Raw genomic sequence first — 17,335 nt, 5'->3', positions numbered from 1 at the left:
GGCATGACGAATGCGAACATCCCTGCGGGTTGGTACGCCGACCCACAGGGCACCCCCCACCAACTGCGCTGGTGGGACGGGTCCCGGTGGACGGAACACACCCACCCGGGGCAACAGCCCGCGGCCCCGCACCGGGCACCGCAGCCGGGCCACCAGCAGGCACCGCAGCAGCCGGCGCCCCAGCAGGCGGCGCAACAGCAGGCCGCACAGCCCCCGCAGCACATGCCGCACCAGCCGGCTCCGCAGCAGCAGATGGCGCAGCAGCAGGCGCCGGGCCAGGCCCCGTACCCGGGCCCGCAGCAGGGCGGCGCCCCGTACGGCGCGCAGGGCTACGGCTCCCCCCAGCAGGCGCCCGGCCAGCAGATGCAGCAGCCGTACGGGCAGCAGCCGATGCCGGGGCAGCACGCCGGGAACCCGGGCGCCGTGCCGCACCAGGCGCAGCAGCAGGCCGGGGTGGCGCCCGGCGGGCCGGGCGGCGGCAGCCTGTTCACCGAACCGGTGCTGGTGGTCAGCCAGAAGGCCAAGCTGATCGAGGTCACCAACGAGTACAGCGTCTTCGACCAGCACGGCAACACCGTCGGCACGGTCGTCCAGGTCGGCCAGAGCACGGCCAAGAAGGTCCTGCGCGTCGTCTCCAGCCTCGATCAGTACATGACCCACAAGCTGGAGATCCGCGACGCCTACGGCCAGCCGCAGCTGGTGCTGACCCGGCCGGCGAAGATCCTCAAGTCCAAGGTGATCGTGCAGCGTCCGGACGGCTCGCCGGTCGGCGAGATCGTGCAGCAGAACGCCATCGGGAAGATCAACTTCGCGATGATGGTCAACGGTCAGCAGATCGGCGCCATCCGGGCCGAGAACTGGCGCGCCTGGAACTTCGCCATCGTCGACCACGCCGACACCGAGGTCGCCCGGATCACCAAGACCTGGGAGGGGCTGGCCAAGACGATGTTCACCACGGCGGACAACTACGTCCTGCAGATCCACCACCAGCTGCCCGATCCGCTGCTGAGCCTGGTCGTCGCCACGGCCCTGACCGTCGACACCGCCCTCAAGCAGGACGCCCGCGGCCTTGGGTGAGCCCCCCGCCCGCGGCCGGGGCGCCGCCGGGGCCGGTCATGTCCTCGGTGTGGACTCGGGCGGTTCGGGACTGCGGATCGCCGTCGCCCGCGCGGACGACGAGGCCGCCCGCCCGCTGGCCGTACGCGTCTCCCGTGAGCCGGTGCGCACCGGCCCCGCCGGGATCGACGCCGGGCACCTGCTGTCCCAACTGCTGCCCGCAGCCGAGGAGTTGCGGCGCGAGGCGGGTGCGGACGGGTTCGCCGCGGTGTGCGTGGGCGCGGCCGGTGCGGCCACGCTGGGCGACGCACTGCGCGACCGGCTGCCCGCCGCGCTGGCCACCGCCCTCGGCGTGCGCCACTGCGCGCTGGCCGCGGACGCCGTCACCGCGTACGCCGGGGCGCTGGGACAGCGGTCCGGTGCCGTGATCGTCGCGGGCACCGGCACGATCGCCCTGGGCACGGATCCGGCCGCCCCGGGCGGCTGGCGCCGTGCGGACGGCTGGGGCCATCTGCTGGGCGACTGCGGTGGCGGCGCCTGGCTGGGCCGCGCCGGACTGGAGGCGGCACTGCGGGCGCATGACGGGCGGTCCGGCGGTTCGCCCGCCCTGCTGGCGCGCGCGGAAGCCGTGTTCGGGCCGCCCGAGGGACTGCCCGGCGCCCTCTACCCGCGCGCCGACCGGCCCGCCGTCCTCGCCTCGTTCGCCCCGGAGGTGGCCGGCTGCGCCACCGCGGGCGACCCGGTGGCGCTCGGCCTCCTGCGGGCCACCGCGGGCCATCTCGCCGATGCCGCGGCGGCGGTCTGCCCGCCGGCCGCGGACAGCGCGGTGGCGTGCACCGGCGGCCTGTTCGGCCTGGGCGAGCCGCTGTGGACGCCGCTGCGCGCGGCGCTCGCCGAGCGGCTGCCGCGGGCGCGTCCGGTCGTCGCCGCCGGGAGCCCGCTCGACGGGGCGCTGACGATCGCCGCGGCGCTGGCCGGCGACCGTCTTACCCTGCCGGTCGACGGGAAGTTGTTGCAGATCACACGGCCTGCGCCGGGTCCGTGACGGGTGACGCGCGGGATAAAACGGGACGGATACCTCGTCACCGAACCCTCCCTCCGCGCGGGTCGGCCCCGAGGCGTTAGCATGCGGCGCCATGAGTTCCCCCACTGGGCCCGCACCTGGCTCGCCCCATTTTGACGCCGCACCCCCGAGCCCGGGAGCCGCACCTGGCCTGCCTGTACGTATGCCGCGCGCGCGGCAGACCGGCCGCCACCGCAAGCCGGAACCCCTGGCCGCGCCCGAGGGCGCGCCCGCCCTGGTACTGGCCGTGCCCGGCACCCCCTCGTCCGCCTCGCGCGGCCTGGCCGACGAGATCTCCAGCATCGCCCGCTCCGAACTCCCCGGCCTCGACGCCCGCATCGGCTATGTCGACGGCGGCGACGACGAGTTCCCGTCCCTGGAGGCCGTGCTGGCGCAGGCCGCCACGGAGCACAAGGCGCGGGTGGACGCCGACGGTCAGCCCGGCCCCGGCCCGGCCGCCGTCGTGGTGCCGCTGCTGGCCGGCCCGGACAGCGCGCTGCTGCGCCGGATACGCCAGGCGATGATGAACAGCGGCTCCGGCGCGGAGCTGACCGAGGTCCTCGGCCCGCATCCGCTGCTCGCCGAGGCGCTGCACGTGCGGCTCTCCGAGTCCGGTCTGGCGCGCGCCGACCGCGCCCGGCTGTTCACGGTCGCCACGGCCGCGGACGGCATCATCCTCGCCACCGTGGGCGGCGAGGAGGCCGTACAGGCCGCCGGCATCACCGGCATGCTGCTCTCCGCGCGGCTCGCGGTGCCGGTGCTGGCCGCCGCGCTCGACGAGGAGGGCGCCATCTCCCGTACGGCCGAGCAGCTGCGCGCATCCGGTTCGCAGCAACTGGCGCTGGCCCCGTACCTGATCGGCCCGGAGATCGCCGACGGCCTGCTGGGGGCGGCCGCGGCGGAGGCGGGCTGCGCCTCCGCCGAGGCGCTGGGCGCCTACAGCACGGTGGGCCGGCTGGTGCTGTCGAACTACGCGGCGGCGGTGGGCATCAACCTGCCGACGCAGTCGCAGGGGGTACCGGTCCGCTAGGGCCGCTTTCTGCCGGACACCACGGCGTCGAAGGGCCGTCCCCGCACAGCGCGGGGGCGGCCCTTCGCCGTCCGGGCACGGTCACCGCGCCGAGCGCGACAGACGCCCGCCGGACGGCCCGGGAGCGACGGGGGCAGGGTGCGGAGCACCGACGGCCCGTACGTCCACCAGGGCGCCGCGCAGGGCGTCTGCCGTACCGCTCGGGCTCGGACCACGAGGAAGCCGGGGCCCGTCCCGTGCGACGCGCGGGCGAAGACCCCGCCGGTGAGCGGCAGGTACGCGATACGTTCCGCCCGAGCCGTGCGCAGCGCGAGCGCGGCCACCGACCGGCCGTGCCCGCCCCGGGGCGTGAGCGGGCCGCCCACGGAAGGAAGTTCATGTCGCACATCGATGTCGTCCGTGCCGCCTTCGCGGCCTATCTCGCCCAGGACCGCGCGGCCATGGACCGGCTGCTCGCCGAGGAGTACGTCTTCACCAGCCCGCAGGACGACCACATCGACCGGGCCGCGTTCCTGGAGGTCTGCTTCCCCACCGCGGACCGGCTGCGCGAGCAGGAGATCCTCGACGCGGTGGCCCTCGACGACGAGCAGGTCTGCGTGCGCTACGAGTACGAGCTGAAGACGGGCGAGCGGCATCGCAACGTCGAGGTGACGACGGTGCGGGACGGCCGGCTCACCGAGACCCAGGTGTACTTCGGCGGGCGCTTTCCGCGGGGCTGAGCGGGCCGCCGGCCGGTCGGGCGAAGACGACGCAGGAGGCCGCGCGCGCCTCGACGGATCCGGTGCGGGCGGGGAGGCCGGCGCCGCCCGCCTCCGTGAACGGTCCGGGCTGCGCCCCGGGTCCGCCGCCGCTCAGGCGTCGACCAGCGGCGCGCGCGGGGAGCTGCGCAGCGGGGCGGAGAGTTCGGCCAGGGCCCGTTCCAGGCCGTGCAGATGCAGCAGCGCGGGTTCCGCGACGGGCGGGTGCGGCACGGACACCGTGACGGTGGCCGGGTCGCCCGGCCGGCGCGGAGTGGTGAGGGCCTCGACGGCGGTTTCCACCCGCTGGCAGGCCGCGGTGAGCCGGGCGTCGTGGGAGGCCTCCGGGTCGGCGGCGACGGCCGCCAGCCCGCGGACCTCCCGGGCGCAGTCGTCGAGCAGCGCGAGCACCTGACGGGCCCGGGCCTTGCGGGCCCGCAGCGGGCTCAGCGGGTGCACGAGCGGCGCCAGGGAGAGCCGGACCCGGCCGAGCAGGGGCTCCAGCGCGGCGACGTGCGCGGCGGGGTCGGCGGTCGTGGAACCCGCGAGGCGGGCGGCGGCCTCGGCGGTGCACAGGTGCACACAGCGCAGGGCGCGCTGGATCCAGGCATCGGTGGTCGCGTGGGTGGTGACGGGCAGCACCAGGAGCACGGCGAGTACCGCGCCGAGCGCCCCCACACCGGTCTCCGCGAGGCGCAGCGCGAGCAGCGCGGGGTCCAGCACCCCCAGGAGGCCGTAGAGCAGCCCGGCCAGCAGCGTCACCGCGAGCATCATCCAGGTGTACGACACCGCGGCCGTGTAGAAGATCCCGAAGACGCTGACCGCGAGCAGCGCGAGGGTGGGCACGACGGCGCCGTGCAGCGGGACGGCGACGAGCAGGCCGAGGGCGATGCCGAGCACCGTGCCCAGGGCCCGGCGGAAGCCCCGGACCAGGGTTTCGCCGCGCGAGGTGGTGTTCACGAAGATCCACCAGGTGGCGCCCACGGCCCAGTACCAGCGCTGGTCGGAGAGCAGCTGGCCGGCCAGGAGGGCGAAGCCGGCGCCGGCGGTGGCCTGGATCGCCTGGCGGGTGGTGATCCGGGCGAGCCCGCGGCCCCCGGGCGGGGCGGGTGCGGCGGCCGGGGGCAGCCGGCGCTCGTAGCACCACAGGCCGAAGCGGACGGTGGAGGAGGCGAGCAGGGCGAGGGCGAGGGCGGCGTACAGCTCGGGCAGCCGGGCCGGTTCGGCGTGCAGGAACTGGGCCGCGAAGAAGGTCATGAAGGCGAACACGCCCAGGGCGTGGCCCCGCGGCCCCCACCGGCGGGCGTAGACCCCGGCGCCGACCACGGCGAGGAAGGCCGCGTCCCGTGCCACCGGGTGGTCGTGCAGCAGCGCGGCGGCGGCCAGCACGGGGAAGCCGACGGCGGGCAGCAGGGCCGTGGTGACCAGCTGGCCGCGGACGGTCGCGTCGGTGACCGTGAAGAGGGCCAGCAGCGCGCCCAGTCCGCCGAGGACGGCGGCGACGAGCGAATGGCCGGCGAGGCCGCAGACCGTGACCGCCAGCCCGATGCCGAAGACGGACCGCACGGCGCCGCGCAGCCGCAGCCGCCCCGGATCCGGCGCCACGAACACCCTCTTCAGCACGGCTTTGCCCCTTCGGTGGTTCCGCATGAAAAATCCGCATGCAAAAGGCGCCGCGGAATCCGCAGCGCCCTCGCGGGACCATCAGAGCATTTTTGAGACAGATTGCTCAACAGTGGCCGGAAACGGTGGGCCATTGGTACAGCGTGTGCACGTTTCGGCAGGCCAGAGGAGTGCCAATGGGTGGGGTGCGGCCACGGGCGGCCGTTTCCCACGACGGGGCGGTGGTCACGGACCGGGCCGCGCAGCGCACGCACCGTGGGACGGGACCGGGCGGCGGTCCGCCCGACCCGCGGCGGGTCAGGAGACCTGCCCGAGCGCGAAGGAGGCGCGCTCGTGCCACCTCGTCCCGTCGTGCACCAGGAGCGCGACCGACGAGACGCGGGCGGTGACGGGCATGCCGCCGACGAGTGCGGCCTCGGCGCGCTTCAGCGCGGCCTCGTCGTGTCCTTGGGCGACGGTCAGGTGCGGAACGACCTCGTCGAACCGGCCCCCGAACGGCGGGGCTTCCGGCCACCGTCCGGCGACCGCCTCGGTGAGCTTCCGGAACGGTCCGTCCGGTTCGGGGGCCAGATACAGGACGCCGGGGAAGCGTCGGCAGCTCTCGAACCGCACCGTGAAGGCCGGTCGGGCGGCGAGCGTCTCCGCGAGAACGCGGCGGACGGCGCCATCGATGCGGCTCGCCCGGAGGAACGGGAAGAGCACGGTGACATGGGCCGGAACTCCTTCCCGGGCCCCGGGGTCCAGCCGCTCCCGCCATCCGCGCACGGCGGGTTCGGCCTCGGGGATCTTCACGACGAGTCCCGTCCGTCCGGCCCGCGGGTCGCCGGTGTCGTCATCCGTCACCGGTCCTGTGTAGCAAGGAACCCCGGCGACGGCGCGGGAATTGCCGCACCGCGGCAGGGGATCCGCCCGCCCGGGCACTCGCCGGTCGCCGCCCGCCGGGCCGTCCGGGAAGCGGGCCCCGGCAGCGGGCCACTGGCCCAGCAGCCAACCGGTCCACTGGGCCATTGGTACCGTGAGCAGGAGAAACACCGACCGGGAGGAGGCTGCGGGGTCATGGCCGTGGACGCGCTGGATGCCAAGATCCTTCGGTTGCTGCTGGAGCAGCCGCGTACCAGTGTGCGGGAGTACGCGCGCCTCCTCGGGGTCGCCCGGGGCACCGTCCAGGCGCGTCTGGACCGGCTCGAACGGGACGGGGTGATCACCGCCTACAGTCCGCGGCTGTCCCCCGCCGCGCTGGATCACCCCGTGCTCGCCTTCGTCCACATCGAGGTCACACAGGGGCACCTGGAGGAGGTGGCGGACGGGCTTGCCGAGGTGCCGCAGATCATCGAGGCGTTCTCGACGACCGGGGGCGGCGATCTGCTGACGCGGGTGGTGGCGCGGGACGCGGCGCATCTGGAGGACGTGATCCAGCAGCTGATCAGCATGCCGGGCGTGGTCCGGACCCGTACGGAGGTGGCGCTGCGCGAGCGGGTGCCGCACCGGATGCTGCCGCTGGTCGAGGCGGTGGGCGGCGCCGCGGGGTCGCGATGAGCGGGCGGCTTGGCATGCTGGGGGCATGAGCGCCTCCCCCACCTCCCCGGCCACTCCCGTCCCACCGACACCGGTGATCTTCGATCTCGACGGCACCCTGGTGGACAGCGAGCCGAACTACTACGAGGCCGGTCGCCGGGTGCTGGCGGACCATGGCGTACCGGACTTCAGCTGGGAGCACCACACCCGCTTCATCGGCATCGGCACCCGCGAGACGCTGGAGATCCTCCGCCGGGAGTGCGGCATCGAGGCCCCGGTCGAGGAGCTGCTCGACGTCACGAACCGCGAGTATCTGCGGCTGGCTCGGGCCCACACCGAGGTCTTCGCCGAGATGCGTGCGCTGGTGGAGCGGCTCTCGGAGGCCGGCCATCCGCTGGCGGTGGCGTCCGGTTCGTCACGGGCCGCGATCGAGGCGGTGCTGACCGGTACCGGGCTCGGTGCGCTGCTGCCCACGGTGGTGTCGGCCGAGGAGGTGACGCACGGCAAGCCCGCGCCGGACGTGTTCCTGGAGGCGGCGCGGCGGCTGGGTGCCGATCCGGCGGAGTGCGTGGTGCTGGAGGATGCCGCGCCCGGGGTGCTCGCGGCGCACCGGGCGGGCATGCGGTGCCTCGCCGTTCCGTATGTGACCGGCACCGCCGACGACCCGGCGTTCGCCCACGCCGGGCTGCTGTTCAAGGGCGGCCAGGAGGAGTTCACGGCCCGGGCCGCGTACGACTGGCTGGGACGGCGCGGGTCCGCGGGCGGCTGACGGGGCTCGCACGGCCCCTTCCGGGCGCCTGGCGAGCGCGCGGCCTTTCCCTGCGTCCGCCGCCCGGTCCGCGAAGGACCTCGCCCCGTTGTCGGCCGGTGTCCGATACCGGCCGACGACGGGGCGCAGGGGTGGTCAGTTCAGACCGGCGGACTTGCACTTGTCGGCGAGGCTGCCGGCGCACAGCAGATCGGTGCGCACGACGCCGTCACGGACGACGGTGTCCTTCATGTTCTTCCTGGTGACGATCTGCGCCTTGAACAGCCGGGCGGGGATACCGGACTTGCTCTTGTTGTGGGCGGTGGTCGACGTCAGGGACGTGATGCCCTTCCCGCGCAGAAGCCGGAAGGCGATTTCGGCGGCGGTTTCCGCCTCCGGCCGGACTTCCTTGTAAATGGTGAAGGACTGGGTGCCCTCGACCAGCCGCTGGAGAGCGGGGAGTTCGGCGTCCTGCCCACCGAGCGGCACATTCTTGATTCCGGCGGACTTGAGGGCCGCGGCGACGCCGCCCGCCATGCCGTCATTGGCCGAGTAGACCGCGTCAAAGCCCTCCGGGCCCTGGGCGTTGATGAGGTCGGTCATCTCCTTCTTGGCCTTCGCCGCGGACCAGTCGGCGATGTCCTTCTCGAAGACGATCTTCCGGACCTTGCCGTCGAGGACCTCGTGGGCGCCCTTCTTGTAGGACGGCGCATTCGGGTCGGTCGGTGAGCCGTCCATCATGACGAGGTCGGAAGCGGCCGCCTGCGAACCGAGTGCGGCGAGAATCCCCTGCCCCTGGAGCCGGCCGATCTTCTCGTTGTCGTAGGAGACATAGGCCGCGACATCGCCCTCGGCGAGCCGGTCGTACGCAATGACCTTGACGCCCTTCTTGGCGGCCGAATCCACCCAGCTCTTGGCCGCCGCGGCGTCGACCGGGTCCAGAATGATGACCTTGACGCCCTTCTTCACCAGCGCCTCGAACTGTCTCTTCTGGGCATCGACCCGCTGCTCTGCATTGTGGTAGTCGACTTTGCATTCGAGGCAGAGGGAGGCGACCCGCGCCGAAATGATGCGGCGGTCGAACTTCTCATAACGAGCCGCTTTGCTCTCCGGGAGCAGCAGGCCGATGGTGTCCTTGCCGGCACCGGTGTCCTGATGATCGCTTCCGCAGGCCGCCAAGGGCGCTGCGAGCGAAAGCGCCATCGCGCCGGTAAGGGCGCGCCGCATTATTGCATTCATTTCCCGGTACCTCCAAAGGGGCCTCCTGACCGGCCCAGAACGGCTGAAGTGAACGTCACTCACAGCCCGATCGTCAAGAATCGAACCAACAACGAGATGAAAGCGAGCTGTGAGATGACTCTCTGAAGAGCCGTCATTCGACGGGCTTTCCCGGACAGTCCCGAAAACGTTCCATTCGTTCCGTATCACGCATAAATTCCGGTTACGCGGGAGTCAGCTGGTCCGGGCGGCGAGGGGAGGAGTGTGCGGGAAAGCGGCTTTCGGGGTACCGATACGCCGACCAACCATCCTGGCAGCACGGCGAGTTGAGATGGGTCCTGCGTGCGGCGACGGCGAGGGCGGGCGCGGATGCAGCCCCGCACGCCGCGTGCCAGACTGGGAGAAGCCAGGAGAAGACAAGCGAAATAGGTGCTGGGCACAGCTTTCCGGTGCGTTCGCCGCGCGGGAGCGGGCAGGGTTCGGAGGCCGAAGCGACAGCCCTCGTGCTTCGGGGACGGTCGCGGCGGGTTTTCCCGCTCCGCAATCGAATGCGGCGGAAGCTATGGGGAATCCCTGGGAAACTCTTTAGCTTAATTTTTTCCGGCCGGGGCTCCGGATACCGAGGATTCGCCCGACGCGGCCCGGATCCGCACGCGGAAAAGGTTCCGCGCCGATCCGCCGGGGCCGGAAATCCGGGGACGTTGCTCCGGGAACGGAAGGCGGTCCGGCGGGCCGTGGGCCCGGGCACCGGGCACCCCACGGACCTGCCGGGCGCGGAACCAGGTGACAGACATGAGCACGGTGTGCGGACGGACCCCCATCGCCGCCGACGGCCGGCTGGGGCTCCCCGGCGAGCACCCGGGCCGCAGCGACCCGGACTATCTGCGGCGCCGCAACGCGCTCGCCGCACGGGCCGACGGCCATCGCGTCGGGGCGCCCTCGCCCGCCGTCCACTACACCGACGCAGAACACCGCACCTGGCGGGTGCTGCACCGGGCGCTCGGCCCGGCGCTGCGCGCCCACGCCTGCCGTGCGGTGGTCCGGGCCGGCGAGGACGCGGCGATCCCCGCCGGGCACATCCCGCAGCACACGGAGGTCAGTTCGCTCCTCGCCGCCCGGACGGGATTCACCTTCACCCCGGCCGGCGGGGTGGTGCCCAACGAGCGGTTCCTCGGGGCGCTGGAGTACGGCTACTTCCACGCCGTGCAGTTCGTCCGCCACCCGGCGGTCCCGCTGTACGCCCCCGAACCCGACGTCCTGCACGACGTCTTCGGGCACGGCATCCATCTCTCGTGCCCGCGCTTCGCCCGGCTCTACCGGCTCATCGGGCAGGCCGCCCACCGCACCGAAACCGCCGAGGCGCTCGACATCCTCAGCCGGGTGTACTGGTTCACCCTCGAATACGGGCTGATCACCGAGGGCGGCGCCCCCAAGGCGTACGGTGCGGCCCTGCTGTCGTCCTCCGGCGAGATCGCCGCCCACGACCGGCGCACGGTCCGGGAGCTGGACTTCCGCGCCGCGGCGGCCACCCCGTACCGCATCTCCGGCTACCAGCCCGTCCTGTACTCCGTGCGCTCGCTGGCCCAGTTGGAGGACATGCTCGGCGCGTTCTGTGCCGGCTTCGACGACGACGCCGCGAGCCGGCTGCGCGTCCCCGCGCTCCCCCGCGACCGGAGGTAGGCCGCGCCGGGTGCGTCGCGCCGGGCGAGCCGCGCCGGGGCGCCCGGCCGGTCCCGTGGCGCCCCGGCAGGATCCGCGGTGGCGGGTCAGCCCACCCAGCCGGCCGTGAGCCCGAGCACCGCCGAGCCGTCCAGGTCGGTGAGCTTGGTGCCGGTGAAGCCGCGCGCCCAGTCCGACGTCTGGAGCCGGAACGCGGGCCGGTCCGCGGTGAGCGCCTCCAGCACGGCCCCGGCGGCCTCGGCCGGGGTCTGCGCGCCGTTGAGGAACTGGGCGGTGGTGCGCTCCAGGTAGGCCTGCAGCGGCTTGGCGTACGGGCCGGCGGCGTCGACCTCGGCCTGCAGATCGATCCCGATGTTGTTGACGAACTCGGTCGCCACGGCGCCCGGCTCGACGACGGAGACGGACACCCCGAGCGCGGCCGCGACCGGCGCCAGGCTCTCCATGTACCCCTCGACGGCGAACTTGGCGGCGCAGTAGGCCTCGTTGAAGGGCTGTCCGACGACTCCGCCGACGCTGGTGACGGTGATCAGACGGCCGCCGGTCGCGCGCAGGTGCGGCAGTGCCGCCTTCGAGACGTGCAGCACGCCGAAGAAGTTGACCTCCATGACCGTGCGGACCTCGTCCACGGATTCGTTCTCCAGCGTGCCGAGGTGCCCGGCGCCGGCGTTGTTGATCACCGCGTCCAGGCGGCCGTGGTCGGCGAGCACCCCGTCGATCGCGGTGGCCACGGAGGCTTCGTCGGTGACGTCGAGCTGCCGGACATCGAGCTCCACCCCCGCCTCGGCGGCGGCGGTGCGCAGCGCCCCGGCGCGGGAGGGGTCGCGCAGTGTCGCCACGACCTGCCAGCCGGCCTGTGCGGCGGCGACCGCCGCGGCCAGGCCGATGCCGGAGGACGTGCCGGTGACCAGGACGACCTTGGAGGGGGCGGCGGACGCGGCGGAAGCGGAGGGGGTGGCAGACATGGCGGGCCTTTCGTGTGCTCCGTGGAGCGGATTGAGTGCGTGTACACACACCATAGACATTATGTGTGCGTACACGCAACCGGTAGTCTTACCGGCATGGCGAAGAGGAAGCTCACCCAGACCGAGATGCCCGAGGCCGACTACGCCTTCTACGGACTGGTCTGGGCCGGAACCGTGCTCACCGAACGCGTGGACCGCGCGCTGACCAAGGCCCATGACCTGCCGGTCTCCTGGTTCGAGGTGATGCTCTGGCTCGCCTCCAGCCCGGACCCGGTCCCGGCCTCGGTGCTCGGCAACAGCACCATGCTCAGCCGCAGCCAGGTCTCCCGCGTGGTCGACGCGCTCCAGGGCCGCGGGCTGGTCGTCCGCACCCCCTCGGCGCGGGACGCCCGCTCCGTCGAGGTGTCCCTCACGCCGGCGGGCCATCAGCTCTTCACGGAGGCCGATGCCACCCGCCGCAGCTGTCTGGCGCCGGTGTTCACCGACCTCCTCGACCAGGAGGACCTCGAAGCGCTGGGCACCGTGTGGAAGAAGCTGAAGGCCAACAAGGACGGGTAGCGGCCGCGCGCCGGGGAATCAGTGGCCGATGGTGCGGGCGATGTCCAGGGTCAGCCGCTGCCAGGAATCCCGTGGATCGCGCAGGGTGAGGTCGGCTATGCGGCGCAGCCGGTAGCGCAGCGACTGCGGGTGCAGGCCGAGCCGACGGGCGGCGGCGTTCGCGGAACCCGTATCGAGGTAGGTCGTCAGCGCCTCCAGGAGAGGGCCTCGGCCCGGCTCGGCGAGCGGGCCGAGGATCAGCCGGCTGATCTGCTCGGGGGCGGCGGCGGGACGGCCGCCGAGCAGGGCGAGCACCTGTGCGTCGCCGTCCGTCAGCACCCGCGCCGGATGGTGGGCGTGCGCGGGCGCCGTGTCCAGGGCGTCGGCCGCGAGCCGGTAGGCGACGGCGATCCGCTCCTGGCTCTCCCCCGTGATCGCGCACCCCCGCAGGCCACGCTCCCGCAGCGCCCCGGCCGCGGCCGCGCCGGCCGCGGCGGGCAGCAGCAGGACGAGGCGCGAGGCGCGCACCGTCGCCAGCGCGGTGGCGTCGTGGCCGGGACCGTCGAGCGCGGCCAGCAGCCCGAGGGCCGCCTCCTGCGTCACCGGCGGGCCGTCCGCCCCGACCGGTTCGGCGACCAACAGGCAGTACGGGTCCGGGAGGTGGCGGCCCAGCCGGGCGGCCCGGTCGGTCAGCGCGCCGAGCGAGGCGTGCCGGCCGGCGATCAGATCGTCGAGGAGCAGCCGCAGCGCCCGGTCGCGGTCCCCGGCGAGGTCCTCGCTGGCGGCCGTGTACGCCGTGACCATCTCCTCGGAGAGCAGGTCCAGGGTGGTCAGCGCCATCCGGACGAAGGCGAAGGCATCGGGCGCGTCCGGGGCGGGCGTCGTGGCCGCGACCTCGTCCGTGAGGACCGTCGCCGCGACCCGGTAGGCCCGCAGGACCGCCTGCACCGGGCGGCCGTCCGCGGCCCGCGCCGCCGCGATCCCGCGGAACCGCCGGAGATCGGCCGGGGTGAGGGCGCCGTCGGTGGCCCACAGTTCGAGCATCCGCTCCAGCGCCCAGGCGGCGATGGCCCGGACCTCGTGGAGCCGGCTGTCGTCGAGCACCGCGTAGGCCGGCACCTGCGCGCGCACCGCGGAGACGATCGAGGCGACCACGCGCGGGGAGGCGGTCAGCCGCTGCCGGATGCGCTCCCGTTCCTTCATCACAGGGTGATGATGTCAGCCGCGCGTTGTGCGCACCGTGGTGGACGGCTCTTGTCACTGTCGCCAGGATCGCGGGGGAACGGGGTTTCGGCGACGAGAGGCGGAACGGTCGGATGGCGAAGCACTGGGCGGACTTCCAGTACGAGATCTATCTGCGCGGGATGACGGGCGCGGTCCCACGGCTGCCCACCGATCTGTCGCGGCTGGAGGAGCTGACCGAGCGGCGGCTGGGGCCCGGACCGGTCGGCTATGTGGCCGGCAGCGCGGGCACCGGCAGCACCGCCGCGGCCAACCGCGCCGCGCTGGACCGCCGGCGGATCGTCCCGCGGATGCTCCGGGACGTGGCCGAACGCGAGCTGTCCGTGGAGGTGCTGGGCCGGTCGCTGCCCGCGCCGCTCGCGCTGGCGCCGGTGGGCGTGCTGTCCCTCATGCATCCGGACGCCGAGCCCGCCGCCGCCCGGGCCGCCGCGGCGCAGGGCGTGCCGTACATCCTGTCCTCCGCCTCCAGCACCTCCATGGAAGAGGTCGCCGCGGCGATGGCTGACGGGGAGCGGTGGTTCCAGCTGTACTGGGCCAAGGACCGGGAGGTGACCCGGAGCTTTCTGCGGCGGGCGAAGACGGCGGGCTTCACCGCGCTGTTCGTCACCCTCGACACCCCGCTCCTGGCCTGGCGGCCGCGCGATCTGGACCAGGCGTACCTGCCGTTCCTGCACGGCGTGGGCACCGCCAACTACTTCACCGACCCGGCGTTCACGGCCGGGCTCGCCAAGCCGGTGCACGAGGACCCCGACGCGGCCGTGCTGCACTTCGTGGGGATGTTCGCCGACCCCGGCAAGACCTGGCCGGACCTGGCGTTCCTGCGCGAGAACTGGGACGGCCCGATCGTGCTCAAGGGCGTCCTGCACCCGCAGGACGCGCTGCTGGCCGCCGAGGCCGGGATGGACGGGGTGGTGGTCTCCAACCACGGTGGCCGCCAGGTCGCGGGCTCCGTCGCCGCCGCCGACGCGCTGCCCCGGGTGGCGAAGGCCGCCGGGGACCGGCTGACCGTCCTGTTCGACAGCGGGATCCGCACCGGCGACGACATCGTCAAGGCCCTGGCCCTGGGCGCGAAGTCGGTGCTGGTGGGCCGCCCTTACGCCTATGGGCTCGGCCTCGACGGCCAGGCCGGCGTGGAGCACGTGATCCGCTGTCTGCTCGCCGAGTTCGACCTGACGCTCGCCCTGTCCGGGCACTCCCGCCCCACCTCCCTGACCGCCGACGACCTCCTGGAGGAGTCCGCATGACCCCCACCGCAGATCCGGCCGCCACCGGGCCCGGGCCCGTGAAGCACGTCCTTGCCGTCGTCTCCCCGCATGTCGGCGGCCGCACCGCCGGAGCCGCGCTGACCGGCCTGTTCCCCGGGCAGGCCCGGGTCACCGTCGTCGAAACGGCCGAGGAGGACCCGGCGGCGCTGCGCGACGCCCAGATCCTGATCACCGGACTGAGCCCGGTCACCGCAGCCCACCTCGCCGCGGCGCCGGACCTGGAGCTCGTCCAGTGCGCCAGCCACGGCTTCGACTACGTCGATCTGGACGCGGCCCGCTCACGCGGCATCCCGGTCTGCACCATCGGCTCCAGCGGCGCCGAGAAGCAGAACGTGGCCGAGCAGACCTTCGCCCTGATGCTCGCCCTGGCCAAACAGCTGGTCCCGGCGCACACCGCGCTGGTGGAGGCCGACTGGGCGCTGCCCCGCCTCCAGCAGTCCCTCACCGAACTGTCCGGCAAGACCCTCGGCATCATCGGACTCGGCCAGATCGGTGCGGAGGTGGCCCGGCGCGCGGTCGCGTTCGACATGGACATCGTCTACGCCGGGCCGAGGCCGCTCGCCCCCGAGGACGAGGCCCGCTTCGGCGGCGCCCGCCATCTGAGCGTCGACGAACTGCTGCGCACCGCCGACTACATCAGCCTGCACGCCCCGCTCACCGAGCACACCCGCCACCTCCTCGACGCGGAGCGCCTCGCCCTCCTCAAGCCGACCGCGTTCGTCATCAACACCGCCCGCGGCGCCCTCGTCGACCAGGACGCCCTCGCGGACGCGCTGGAGGCCGGTGCCCTCGCCGGCGCCGGTCTCGACGTCTTCGACCCCGAGCCGCCCACCGCAGCGCTGCGTCTGCTCAAGGCCCCGAACGTGGTCCTCTCCCCGCATGTCGCGGGCGTCACCCGCGAGACGCTGGTGCGCATCGCGCTGGCCGCCGTGCAGAACGTGATCGACCATCTGGCGGGCAAGCCGCTGCGGGACGTCGTCTCCTGAGAGTGCTCGGGCAGAGCGTGTCCGAGGTGTGTGAAGCCCCGTGCGAATCACGGGACTTCACAAGCCTTCCCCAAGGCTCTGCCCCACCTTTCGGCCATTGTTCGATTCTGCCGGGGAGCGGTGCCGGCCACCTCGGCGGGGCGATGCGGCGGCGTCCCGCCTCCCCGCCACCGCCATTTCACGACAGCCCGGAGCTGCCGGGCGTGCGACGGGTGTAGCGTCCGCCCCCGGAAAACGGGCCTCCCGCCGGCCGGCCCGGGCGTCCGGCCGGCCCCCACCGGACCGCCGCGGCCGCCGGCGGGACGCCCGGCCCGGACATCCGCGGCCGGTCCGCGCTCGGCGACGGCCGCACCAGGAAAGGCGGACGCACGCACGTGGAACCCCGTGGACGCACCCGTTGGGCGATCGGCGGGCTGCTGGCCGGCGGCATCGTCGTCAACTTCCTCGACCGCACGGCGCTCTCGGTGGCGAGCTCCTCGATCGCCGCCGACTTCGGGCTGGACGTCGGGCAACTCGGGGTGGTGCTCTCCGCCTTCACCTGGTCGTACTGCCTGGTCCAGTTACCCGCCGGCATGCTCGTGGACCTCCTGGGCGTCTCCCGGCTCACCCGGATCGCCTCCGCGCTCTGGGCCGTCGCCGGTCTGCTGACCGCGGTGGCCGGCGGGGTCGGCCCGCTCATCGCGGCCCGGCTGCTGCTCGGGGTGGCCGAGGGGCCGTCGATGGTCGGCGCCTCCAAGGCGACCGCCGCCTGGTTCCCCGTCGGCGAGCGCGGGATGGCCACCGCGATGTTCGACGGCGCCACCAAGCTCGCCAACATGGTGGCGTTCCCGGTGCTGGCGTTCGTGATGAGCGAGTGGGGCTGGCGGGCCGGGTTCCTGTTCACCGCCGTGGTCAGTGCGCTGTTCACGGCCGTGTGGTGGTGGGGCTACCGGGACCCGTCCGCGCTGCGCTCCCTGCGCCCGGCCGAGCGGGAGTTCATCCTCCGGGGCGGGGCGCGGGACACCGACCGGGGCGGCGCCCGGCAGTTCCGCACGGCCCTGCGCTCCGGCCGGATCTGGATCCTGTGCTGCGGCTTCGCCTGCTACGGCTACACCATCAACATCGTGCTGACCTGGATGCCCGAGTTCCTCCAGCGGCAGTTCCACGTGCGGCTGTTGCAGTCCGGTCTGTATTCGATGATTCCGTGGGCGGTGGCCACGGTGGCCGAACTGGCCTTCGGCGGCTGGCTGGTGGACCGGCTGGTGCGCCGGGGGCGGCACCCGTGGCGGGTGCGCCGGACGGTGCTGACCTGCGGGCTGGCACTCGGCGCGACGATCGGCGCCGCGGGGAGCGCGACATCGCCCGTCGTCGCGGTGTGCTGGATGTCCGCCTCCCTCGCCGGGCTGGCGGTCGCCGCGCCCGTCGCCTGGAGCCTGCCCGGGCTGCTCGCGCCGCCGGGGACGGTGGGGGCGGTCAGCGGACTGATGAACTTCCTCAACACGGCGGCCACCGCCGGCGGGGTGCTGCTCACGGGCTGGCTGGCGCAGGTGACCGGATCCTTCGAGGCGCCCTTCGTGTGCGCGGTCGCCGTCCTGGCCGTCGGCGTCGCGCTCTACTGGTGGGCGCTGTACCCCTCCCCGGTGCCGGACGCGGCCCCGCCGGCCCGGCAGTTGGACCGCGTCTGAGGACGCGCG

Annotated in this window: 16 protein-coding genes; 11 read left to right on the top strand and 5 right to left on the bottom strand. The window is 73.7% G+C overall.

Annotation, left to right across the window (positions count from 1 at the left end; translation table 11 throughout):
• Positions 1–3: 3 nt before the first annotated feature.
• The 4 genes from ACQP17_RS30890 (at position 4) to ACQP17_RS30875 (ending at position 3,868) form a co-directional block, all read left to right on the top strand.
• Complete coding sequence (locus tag ACQP17_RS30890; RefSeq protein ID WP_433859234.1) at positions 4–1,077, top strand: phospholipid scramblase-related protein; 1,074 nt, start codon at positions 4–6, stop codon at positions 1,075–1,077.
• On the top strand, positions 1,070–2,101 hold the full coding sequence (locus tag ACQP17_RS30885) for an N-acetylglucosamine kinase (RefSeq protein WP_433859233.1): 1,032 nt from the start codon (positions 1,070–1,072) through the stop codon (positions 2,099–2,101). The genes ACQP17_RS30890 and ACQP17_RS30885 overlap by 8 nt, the downstream gene beginning before the upstream one ends.
• A gap of 91 nt (positions 2,102–2,192) precedes the next feature.
• On the top strand, positions 2,193–3,149 hold the full coding sequence (locus ACQP17_RS30880) for a sirohydrochlorin chelatase (protein ID WP_433859232.1): 957 nt from the start codon (positions 2,193–2,195) through the stop codon (positions 3,147–3,149).
• A gap of 377 nt (positions 3,150–3,526) precedes the next feature.
• Positions 3,527–3,868: a nuclear transport factor 2 family protein gene (locus ACQP17_RS30875; protein ID WP_433859231.1), complete on the top strand. Its 342-nt coding sequence runs from the start codon at positions 3,527–3,529 to the stop codon at positions 3,866–3,868.
• A gap of 132 nt (positions 3,869–4,000) precedes the next feature.
• Here ACQP17_RS30875 and ACQP17_RS30870 read toward each other — a convergent pair whose 3' ends face one another.
• A complete protein-coding gene (locus ACQP17_RS30870) occupies positions 4,001–5,509 on the bottom strand; it encodes an FUSC family protein (protein WP_433859230.1) in 1,509 nt (502 codons plus the stop codon).
• A gap of 297 nt (positions 5,510–5,806) precedes the next feature.
• Positions 5,807–6,352 (bottom strand): 2'-5' RNA ligase family protein, encoded by a 546-nt coding sequence (locus ACQP17_RS30865; RefSeq protein ID WP_433859229.1) that lies wholly within the window; start codon positions 6,350–6,352, stop codon positions 5,807–5,809.
• A 213-nt stretch (positions 6,353–6,565) separates the two neighbouring features.
• Between ACQP17_RS30865 and ACQP17_RS30860 the strand changes: the two genes are divergently transcribed.
• Both ACQP17_RS30860 and ACQP17_RS30855 read left to right on the top strand, forming a co-directional pair.
• Positions 6,566–7,045, top strand: coding sequence for an Lrp/AsnC family transcriptional regulator (locus ACQP17_RS30860; RefSeq protein ID WP_433859228.1), 480 nt, complete (start codon positions 6,566–6,568; stop codon positions 7,043–7,045).
• Positions 7,046–7,070: 25 nt separating this feature from the next.
• Positions 7,071–7,793, top strand: coding sequence for an HAD family hydrolase (locus tag ACQP17_RS30855; RefSeq protein ID WP_433859227.1), 723 nt, complete (start codon positions 7,071–7,073; stop codon positions 7,791–7,793).
• 135 nt (positions 7,794–7,928) lie between these two features.
• Here ACQP17_RS30855 and ACQP17_RS30850 read toward each other — a convergent pair whose 3' ends face one another.
• Positions 7,929–9,011: a sugar ABC transporter substrate-binding protein gene (locus ACQP17_RS30850; RefSeq protein WP_433859226.1), complete on the bottom strand. Its 1,083-nt coding sequence runs from the start codon at positions 9,009–9,011 to the stop codon at positions 7,929–7,931.
• A gap of 771 nt (positions 9,012–9,782) precedes the next feature.
• Between ACQP17_RS30850 and ACQP17_RS30845 the strand changes: the two genes are divergently transcribed.
• Positions 9,783–10,670 carry a phenylalanine 4-monooxygenase gene (locus tag ACQP17_RS30845; RefSeq protein WP_433859225.1) on the top strand — a complete coding sequence of 296 codons (888 nt, stop codon included), beginning with the start codon at positions 9,783–9,785 and terminating at the stop codon, positions 10,668–10,670.
• Between the two features lie 86 nt (positions 10,671–10,756).
• Here ACQP17_RS30845 and ACQP17_RS30840 read toward each other — a convergent pair whose 3' ends face one another.
• The gene (locus tag ACQP17_RS30840) at positions 10,757–11,632 is read right to left on the bottom strand and encodes an SDR family oxidoreductase (RefSeq protein ID WP_433859224.1); all 876 of its coding nucleotides are present in this window, start codon (positions 11,630–11,632) and stop codon (positions 10,757–10,759) included.
• Positions 11,633–11,728: 96 nt separating this feature from the next.
• On the opposite strand from ACQP17_RS30840, the gene ACQP17_RS30835 reads away from it, so the two are divergent.
• Positions 11,729–12,190 carry a MarR family winged helix-turn-helix transcriptional regulator gene (locus tag ACQP17_RS30835; protein WP_433859223.1) on the top strand — a complete coding sequence of 154 codons (462 nt, stop codon included), beginning with the start codon at positions 11,729–11,731 and terminating at the stop codon, positions 12,188–12,190.
• Positions 12,191–12,208: 18 nt separating this feature from the next.
• Here ACQP17_RS30835 and ACQP17_RS30830 read toward each other — a convergent pair whose 3' ends face one another.
• Positions 12,209–13,372: a PucR family transcriptional regulator gene (locus tag ACQP17_RS30830; RefSeq protein WP_433860052.1), complete on the bottom strand. Its 1,164-nt coding sequence runs from the start codon at positions 13,370–13,372 to the stop codon at positions 12,209–12,211.
• 113 nt (positions 13,373–13,485) lie between these two features.
• Here ACQP17_RS30830 and ACQP17_RS30825 point away from each other — a divergent pair, with 113 nt between their 5' ends.
• From ACQP17_RS30825 to ACQP17_RS30815, 3 genes are all read left to right on the top strand, one after another.
• The gene (locus ACQP17_RS30825) at positions 13,486–14,655 is read left to right on the top strand and encodes a lactate 2-monooxygenase (protein ID WP_433859222.1); all 1,170 of its coding nucleotides are present in this window, start codon (positions 13,486–13,488) and stop codon (positions 14,653–14,655) included.
• A complete protein-coding gene (locus ACQP17_RS30820) occupies positions 14,652–15,662 on the top strand; it encodes a 2-hydroxyacid dehydrogenase (protein WP_433859221.1) in 1,011 nt (336 codons plus the stop codon). Before ACQP17_RS30825 ends, ACQP17_RS30820 begins: the two co-directional genes overlap by 4 nt.
• Positions 15,663–16,036: 374 nt before the next feature.
• Positions 16,037–17,326, top strand: a complete 1,290-nt coding sequence (locus ACQP17_RS30815) for an MFS transporter (protein ID WP_433859220.1) — start codon at positions 16,037–16,039, stop codon at positions 17,324–17,326.
• The last annotated feature ends 9 nt before the right edge of the window (positions 17,327–17,335 follow it).

This window comes from Streptomyces kronopolitis, from assembly GCF_050953795.1.
Classification (GTDB): domain Bacteria; phylum Actinomycetota; class Actinomycetes; order Streptomycetales; family Streptomycetaceae; genus Streptomyces; species Streptomyces kronopolitis_A.
Note: the sequence above shows the minus strand (reverse complement) of the source record. Positions and strands in the feature narration are given on the sequence as shown.

Bases quoted from the DNA above. Each gene is read 5' to 3' on its own strand.
- ACQP17_RS30835 (WP_433859223.1), top strand. From the start codon at position 11,729: ATGGCGAAGAGGAAGCTCACCCAGACCGAGATGCCCGAGGCCGACTAC.
- ACQP17_RS30845 (WP_433859225.1), top strand. From the start codon at position 9,783: ATGAGCACGGTGTGCGGACGGACCCCCATCGCCGCCGACGGCCGGCTG.
- ACQP17_RS30855 (WP_433859227.1), top strand. From the start codon at position 7,071: ATGAGCGCCTCCCCCACCTCCCCGGCCACTCCCGTCCCACCGACACCG.
- ACQP17_RS30840 (WP_433859224.1), bottom strand. From the start codon at position 11,632: ATGTCTGCCACCCCCTCCGCTTCCGCCGCGTCCGCCGCCCCCTCCAAG.
- ACQP17_RS30830 (WP_433860052.1), bottom strand. From the start codon at position 13,372: ATGAAGGAACGGGAGCGCATCCGGCAGCGGCTGACCGCCTCCCCGCGC.
- ACQP17_RS30850 (WP_433859226.1), bottom strand. From the start codon at position 9,011: ATGAATGCAATAATGCGGCGCGCCCTTACCGGCGCGATGGCGCTTTCG.
- ACQP17_RS30890 (WP_433859234.1), top strand. From the start codon at position 4: ATGACGAATGCGAACATCCCTGCGGGTTGGTACGCCGACCCACAGGGC.
- ACQP17_RS30875 (WP_433859231.1), top strand. From the start codon at position 3,527: ATGTCGCACATCGATGTCGTCCGTGCCGCCTTCGCGGCCTATCTCGCC.
- ACQP17_RS30880 (WP_433859232.1), top strand. From the start codon at position 2,193: ATGAGTTCCCCCACTGGGCCCGCACCTGGCTCGCCCCATTTTGACGCC.
- ACQP17_RS30825 (WP_433859222.1), top strand. From the start codon at position 13,486: ATGGCGAAGCACTGGGCGGACTTCCAGTACGAGATCTATCTGCGCGGG.
- ACQP17_RS30820 (WP_433859221.1), top strand. From the start codon at position 14,652: ATGACCCCCACCGCAGATCCGGCCGCCACCGGGCCCGGGCCCGTGAAG.
- ACQP17_RS30860 (WP_433859228.1), top strand. From the start codon at position 6,566: ATGGCCGTGGACGCGCTGGATGCCAAGATCCTTCGGTTGCTGCTGGAG.